Annotated in this window: 3 protein-coding genes and 1 pseudogene; 1 reads left to right on the top strand and 3 read right to left on the bottom strand. The window is 38.5% G+C overall.

The genetic code is table 11. The features are described from left to right. The 3 genes and pseudogenes from QZU45_RS12445 to QZU45_RS12435 all read right to left on the bottom strand — a co-directional run. Positions 1-210: pseudogene (locus tag QZU45_RS12445) on the bottom strand (ABC transporter permease); the annotation flags it as partial. Beyond that, complete coding sequence (locus QZU45_RS12440) at positions 203-1,423, bottom strand: sugar ABC transporter ATP-binding protein (RefSeq protein ID WP_295355762.1); 1,221 nt, start codon at positions 1,421-1,423, stop codon at positions 203-205. The gene QZU45_RS12440 and the pseudogene QZU45_RS12445, both read right to left, overlap by 8 nt. Continuing rightward, on the bottom strand, positions 1,407-1,730 hold the full coding sequence (locus QZU45_RS12435) for an ATP-binding cassette domain-containing protein (protein WP_295355760.1): 324 nt from the start codon (positions 1,728-1,730) through the stop codon (positions 1,407-1,409). The genes QZU45_RS12440 and QZU45_RS12435 overlap by 17 nt, the downstream gene beginning before the upstream one ends. A 222-nt stretch (positions 1,731-1,952) precedes the next feature. Here QZU45_RS12435 and QZU45_RS12430 point away from each other — a divergent pair, with 222 nt between their 5' ends. Continuing rightward, the gene (locus tag QZU45_RS12430) at positions 1,953-2,900 is read left to right on the top strand and encodes a sugar-binding transcriptional regulator (protein WP_295355758.1); all 948 of its coding nucleotides are present in this window, start codon (positions 1,953-1,955) and stop codon (positions 2,898-2,900) included. Positions 2,901-3,003 lie beyond the last annotated feature (103 nt).

The raw sequence follows: 3,003 nt of genomic DNA, 5'->3' as shown, positions 1-3,003 counted from the left end.
AACTGAACCTACAGATACATCAATCTCTCCAGTTAAAATTACAAAGGCAGAGCCAACTGCTAAAAGAGTAAACACCACCGAGTCATTGAAGCAGTTCACCACGGATTCACCGGTCAGAAAATCTGAATTTACCAGAGAAACCATTACAAACATCAGAACCAGAAAGGCAAAGGCCTTTGACTCATAGCGGCTTATTATCTTTCTAAACATTGGCCTCCTCCTTATAGATGCCGAATGATGCAGATGTAATGTTCTGCTGATTGATCTGATCCTTCTCTAAAACCGCGCTCACTCTGCCACGACAGAATACAATTGCCCTGTCGGCAAGCTCGATAATCTCTTCCGTATCAGAAGATATAACTATCACCGCCACGCCTGTCTGACTTAATTCCCGGATAATCTTATAAACATCTCCACGTGCACCTGCATCAATACCTCTGGTTGGTTCATCCAGAATTACCAGTTTTGGCATTGTGGATAAAGATCTGGCAATCACAACCTTCTGCTGATTACCACCTGATAAAGATCCTGCTTCCTGATAAGGAGAGGTTACTTTGATTCTGAAATCCTTAATATATTTTTCGCTGATTCTGACTTCTTCAGAACTGTTCAGAACAACCTTACCGGTAATCTTAGAATCAAGTAGTGCTGAAGTTATATTTGCACAGACAGGAGAAATTCCAAAAAGACCATTACACCTTCTGTCTTCTGGCACATAGTTGATACCCATTCTGATGACATCAGAGGTACTGCGGCCGGTTATATCCTCGCCATCCAGAATAACGTTTCCCCCTAAAGGAATTTCCTTTCCGAAAATCGTATTGGCAAGTTCGGTTCGGCCTGCTCCAACTACACCTGCGATGCCAACAATTTCACCTTCCAGAACATTAAAGGAAATATCTTTAAAGCCATAGCCTGAAAAATTCTTAAGCTGCAGAATAGGCATATGCTTACGGATCTTTTTCTCAAGTTCAGTTCGATTCTTAGGTGCAGGAGTAAAGCTTGGAGGGAGTAGAGCTTCAACCAGCATTTCTCTGGTGAATTTTGACGTTTCACCTCTTAGGGTGATTTTGCCATCTGCCATAATACAGATACTGTCTGCCAGCTCAAAAACCTCAGACAATCTGTGGGTAATATAGATAATGCCGATACCTTTTTTCTTTAGGTCGCGCACAATCTTAAATAAAGTCTGAACCTCATCAAAGGTTAGTGAGGATGTTGGTTCATCCAAAATCAGAATCTTACTTTCACGCATCAGGCCACGGAGAAGTTCAACCATCTGCTGTTCTGCAATTGATAAGGTCATGCCAAGACGGTTTAAATCGATTTTACAGTTAATCTGTTTATAAAAATGGTTAAGCTTTTCGATAAGCAGAGATTTCTTGCCGCTAAATCCTATAAGAATGTTATCCATAACAGACATATGAGGAAAAATCATACATATGAGGAAAAATCATAGGTTCCTGAGGAACCATATAGATTCCAGCTTTCATGGATTTTTTAGGATTGAGATGATCAAGGCTTTGCCCATTGATTTTAAAAACACCGTCATCCGGTTTATAAATGCCCATCAGAATTTTCATCAGAGTAGATTTACCAGCACCATTACCTCCAATCAGGGCAACAACCTCTGAACTCTTCAATGTCAAAGTAATTCCTTTGAGGACCTGATTAAGTCCAAAACTCTTATGCACATCGCGAGCTTCAAGGAGGAACTGTGACTCAGACATTTTTCAATTCCTTTTACAAAAGTAAGACAGCATTGACAAAAAATTTTTTTTGAGACTATTGTTAATTTATACTGTTTTTTCCAAAAAAATACTGAATTTTTGCAAAAAATAAGCGTTTTATCTCACTTTCTAAAAAATAGGTTATTTTTTTGTATTTGCCTTTTGATTTACAAATGTTGAAGATATAAACTTATGTGTAGAATTTGTCTAAACAGATTTTCTATGACAAATATATTTAACGAAACATGGGTAAATACTATGTCTGAAACCGCCGACCTTCGTTTAATTGAAAAAATCTGCTGGTACTATTACTGTGACGGAATGACTCAGCAGAACATAGCAAAACTCTTAGGATTAAGCAGACTAAAAGTTATTAAACTGCTTGAAGAAGGAAGACAAAAAGGCATCGTCAGTTTTTATATAACAAGACTTGATAACAATAAACTTGATTTAGAAAAAAAGCTGATAGAAAAATACGCTCTTGAAAATGCTTATGTTGTACCTGAACCAGAAAACAGCAAAAACATTACAGAAAGTCTTGCAAGAGCAGCCTGCTCTTACGTAAATCTCAGACTCACCAATGATTCCGTAATTAATATCGGCTACGGTAAAACTCTGTCTTTAGCCTTCAACTATCTTGCCTCCGAAAGTCAGTGCAACTGGACTGCGGTGTCTTTAACCGGCGGTGTTAATAACTATCTGCCAAATGCACGCTCAGATATTTTCAAGGCAAAGATGTACCTCTACCCTGCCCCTCTGCTTATGAGTTCAAAGGAACTTTCTGACAAGCTCTGCGAACATCCAGATTTGCAATGGATAAAGAGAATGGCTTCAACTTCGTCAATGACTCTGTTCAGTGCTGGTGGTCTTGATGAACACGCAACTGTAATTGAACAGGGGCTGTTTGATCGTTCTGATTTCATTTATCTGAAGAGATTGGGAGCGGTCGGTGATATTCTCGGCCACTTTATCAATAAGAATGGAGAAATTGTAGATAAGGATATTGATTCAAGACTTATCTCCACCTCACTTGATACCTTAAAGGACATGCCTCAGACAATCATGGTGGCAGGAGGTGCAGAAAAGTTGCAGATTATTACAGCCGCTTTAGCAAAAGGATTATGTAAGGTTCTTATCACCACAGAGAAAACTGCAGAAAATATGATGTAGCAATTATTACAAAGGAAGCTAAAACTTCCCCCAAAAAATAAAACAACTAGAAAACAAACATAAAGAATAAGCACAGAGTACCAGACAAAAATTATAAACAAGA

The sequence above is a fragment of the uncultured Succinivibrio sp. genome, assembly GCF_902756765.1.
GTDB lineage: Bacteria > Pseudomonadota > Gammaproteobacteria > Enterobacterales > Succinivibrionaceae > Succinivibrio.
Note: the sequence above shows the minus strand (reverse complement) of the source record. Positions and strands in the feature narration are given on the sequence as shown.